The following is a 2,678-nucleotide window of genomic DNA, read 5'->3' as shown; positions in this document are numbered from 1 at the left end:
TCCCTGATCGCTGCTGCTGCCCTGACCGCTGCGCCAGAAAGGACGAGGCTCCCGCTCCCGTGGACGCTGCCCCTCGGCCGCTGCTCCCGCTTCGGAAGTTGCTCCCGCTGCTTCGGAAGCCGCTTCGGAAGTTGCCGCTCCCGCTTCGGAAGCCGCTTCGAACTAAGCTGATTCCCGCGCTGCTGCGTTGCAGCATCGTGATGAAAGAAAGCCGCCTCTTGAGGGCGGCTTTTTTTATGCCCAGCCTGGCTGCAGGGCATGAAAAAGGGCAGCGTTTGCTGCCCTGGTGTGAATCAAGGTAAAGCGACTCAGTATTTGAGTTCGTCCACCAATTGTTGGGCGATGCGCTGGGCGCTTTCGCTGTTGTCCGGGTCGCCGTTGGGCTTTTGCACCGTGATCTGGGTGCTGTTGCCCGCCGTCTTGAGCACGATGCGGTAGCGGCCCAGGGCCAGCTCCGCCGGCTCCTTGGCGCCGAAGAGCTTGGAAATGAAGTTGGGCGAATCCTGCCCGGCGATCTTGGGGTCGACATAGCGGACCGCGTAGGTGGCCAGGGCGCGATCGCGTTCCTCCACCGTGAAGCCGGTGCGGTCGAGCGCCAGACCGACGCGGCGCCAGGTGCGCTCCAGGCCGTCGTCCACCTCCAGCGTGGCCCCGGGCTGGCCGCTGAGCACGCGGGCCTTGGCGCCCACCTGCACCACCTTGGTGGTGGCATCGGGCGCCGAAGCGCCGCTGGCCGGGGTGGCCGCGGCCGCCACCGGCGAGAGGGTCTGCATCAGGCGGGTCAGCAGCTCGGTTTCCAGGGCCGGGTCTGCCGCCCGGTTGGTCCAGGTGGTGCTGCCGTCGCGGTTGGTGACGACCTCTTCCAGGCCATGGTGAGCGATGTAGACCTCGGAGCCCTTGCCGTCGGTCCCGCGCAGAACGCGGATGGTGAAGCGGTCGCGCAGGCCGCTGTCATAGAGGCGGTCAAGCACCTGGCCGATGGTCGAACGGATCAGGTCCTTGGGCAGGTTGGCCCGGTTTTCCACCCAGTCGGTTTCCAGCACGCCGGAGGCGGCGTCTTCCTTGGTGAACTTGAAGTTGCGATCCAGGAAGAACTGGCGCACCAGCGGCCAGACCTCTTCGGGGCTGCGCGGGCTGACCAGCCATTGCTGCTGCCCCATGCGGGCCAGGTAGGTGTCGCCGACCTTGTCGATGGCCACGGTGGGTGTGGCTGCCGCACCGGGGGTGGTGGCAGGGCGAGCGCTGCCCAGGGCAGAGGCGGAGACCGTTCCGGCCTGCGGCGCATAGCGGTTGTCCCGCGCCAGCTGGGTCAGGTCGGGCGGCACATCCAGCGGCTGCACCTTGCGGGACGCCGTGCCGTAGTCGATCTTGTCGTCGGGCAGCACGCTGCTGAGCATGCCGCAACCGGCCAGGCTGGCGGCCAGGGCCAGGGTGGCGCCGCGCACGGCCGTGATCGAGAAGGCTTGTTTCACTTGGGAGATCTCCGGAGGGCGCATGCCAGGGCGGGGCGCCGCAGGGACAGGGAAAATTGCAGTGCCCGATGGGGCGCTGCACAGGTCACTCACAGGATGCCGGATTCGCGCAGGGCCTGGCCCACGGTGGCCTGGCCAGCCGCGGAAAGCTCGACGATCGGCAGGCGCAGCGCATTGCGGCAGCGGCCCATCTGCGACAGCGCCCACTTGGTGGGGGCGGGGCTGGATTCGCAGAACAGCTGCTTGTGCAGCGGCAGCAGGCGGAAATGGATCTCGCGGGCCTTGGCGATGTCACCGGCGATGGCGGCCATGCACAGCTCGTGCATCAGCTTGGGCGCCACATTGGCAGTCACACTCACATTGCCCTTGCCGCCCAGCAGCATCAGCGCGATGGCGGTGCTGTCGTCGCCCGAGTAGACCGAGAAGCTCGAAGGCACCTGCTTGAGCAGCCAGGCGGCGCGCTCGATGCTGCCGGTGGCTTCCTTGATGCCGAAGATGCCGGGCACCTCGGTCAGGCGCAGCACCGTCTCGGCTTGCATGTCCGCCACCGTGCGGCCAGGCACGTTGTAGAGCATCACCGGGATGTCCACGGCCTCCGCGATGGCGCGGAAGTGGCGGTAGATGCCTTCCTGGGACGGCTTGTTGTAGTAAGGCACGACCTGCAGGGTGCAGTCGGCGCCGACTTCCTTGGCGTACTTGGACAGCGAGATGGCCTCGGCGGTGCTGTTGGCACCGGCGCCAGCCAGGATGGGCACGCGTCCTTTGGCGTGCTCGACGGCCACGCGGATGATCTCGCAGTGCTCTTCCACGTCGACGGTGGCCGACTCGCCCGTGGTGCCGACCACGCCGATGCAGTCGGTGCCTTCGGCGATGTGCCAGTCGATCAGTGCCTTGAGCGCGTCGTAGTCGACGCTGCCGTCTTCGTGCATCGGCGTCACCAGCGCGACGATGCTGCCAACAATCGGTGTCATCAGGATGGATCCTCAGAGGAAGCGACGATTCTAGCCCTGGGCCGAGGCCAAAACCGGCAGGGCATGCCGCCTTGCGGCCCCGCCGGGACGCACCGCGGCAATGCGCTGGACAAAGCGGTCGGGCGCAAGGACAAAACCGTCCTCGTAGCCCAGCACCCGCCAGCCGTCACAGCGCGCCAGCAGCTCGCCGTGACGCACCAAAAAGTTCGGCCGCCAGGGTTTGCCGATGGAAGCC

The 2,678-nt window shown here is 67.4% G+C and carries 2 protein-coding genes and 1 pseudogene; all 3 read right to left on the bottom strand.

The window, feature by feature from the left end; translation table 11 throughout:
- Positions 1-308 precede the first annotated feature (308 nt).
- On the bottom strand, positions 309-1,472 hold the full coding sequence (gene bamC, locus I73_RS15310) for an outer membrane protein assembly factor BamC (RefSeq protein ID WP_234409522.1): 1,164 nt from the start codon (positions 1,470-1,472) through the stop codon (positions 309-311).
- 89 nt (positions 1,473-1,561) lie between these two features.
- Positions 1,562-2,443 (bottom strand): 4-hydroxy-tetrahydrodipicolinate synthase, encoded by an 882-nt coding sequence (gene dapA / locus I73_RS15305; RefSeq protein ID WP_022981417.1) that lies wholly within the window; start codon positions 2,441-2,443, stop codon positions 1,562-1,564.
- Between the two features lie 30 nt (positions 2,444-2,473).
- Positions 2,474-2,678: pseudogene (locus I73_RS15300) on the bottom strand (SAM-dependent methyltransferase); the annotation flags it as partial.

It is taken from the genome of Ideonella sp. B508-1 (assembly GCF_000333615.1).
GTDB lineage: Bacteria > Pseudomonadota > Gammaproteobacteria > Burkholderiales > Burkholderiaceae_C > Ideonella.
This window is presented reverse-complemented; position numbering and strand designations above follow the sequence as displayed.